1 pseudogene is annotated in these 525 nt (G+C 41.1%); it reads left to right on the top strand.

Annotated elements, in window-relative coordinates:
- Positions 1-101 precede the first annotated feature (101 nt).
- Positions 102-525: pseudogene (locus HMPREF3249_RS06625) on the top strand (transposase family protein); the annotation flags it as partial.

Genomic DNA, 525 nt, shown 5'->3' on the forward strand with positions numbered 1-525 from the left:
GGAGATTTCTTCACTACTAATCTTAGTATGTTTTATGTAGAAAAAAAGTCCCATATGACCTATAATGAAAAGCGACGAAACTACTCATTAGAAAGACTCATATGGAACAACTCGATTTTATCACAAAACTTCTTGGAATTGAAGACCAAAATATCAAAATAGACAATCTTTTTGATGCCGGTACTCACAAAGAAATCCTAGCCCATCTTGATTATGATGCCCCTTCATGCCCTGCCTGCAAGGGACAGATGGCCAAATACGACTTCCAGAAACCTTCTAAAATCCCTTATCTGGAGACAGCAGGATACAAAACCCTTATCCGACTCAAAAAGCGGCGCTTTCGCTGTAAGAACTGTGGAAAAATGGCTGTCGCCGAAACCTCCCTCGTCTAGAAAAATCACCAGATTGCCTCTGCAGTCAAACAGAAAATCGCTCAATTATTAGTTGAGAAGCAAGCCATGACTGATATTGCCCACAGGCTATCGATCTCGACTTCAACCGTCATTCGCAAGCTCAAGGAATTCA

It is taken from the genome of Streptococcus sp. HMSC36C04, assembly GCF_001839535.1.
GTDB lineage: Bacteria > Bacillota > Bacilli > Lactobacillales > Streptococcaceae > Streptococcus > Streptococcus hominis.